This is a genomic window from Mycobacterium sp. Soil_C_30 (assembly GCF_057656995.1).
In genome coordinates, this window is record NZ_JBDGJH010000090.1 from 1 (window position 1) to 204 (window position 204).

A 204-nucleotide genomic window follows, 5' to 3' on the forward strand; every position below is an offset into this window, starting at 1 on the left:
TAAAGCCGAATACGCCGACATCGACCACACCGTCCCGCACGGCGACGGCGGACCCACCCACCCCTCCAACGGCAAGGTGCTGTGTCGAGAACACCACCTCGCCAAGACCTTCGGTGACGGCTGGTGCGACGAGCAATTGCCCAACGGCGACGTCCGCTGGACCGCACCCACCGGTCACACCTACATCACGCAACCGACGAGCAG

Annotated in this window: 1 protein-coding gene; it reads left to right on the plus strand. The window is 65.2% G+C overall.

Annotated features, from left to right (window positions below):
- Positions 1-204, plus strand: a 204-nt coding sequence (locus AC3A6P_RS36250; protein ID WP_487697492.1) for an HNH endonuclease, incomplete at both ends; no start/stop codon positions are given.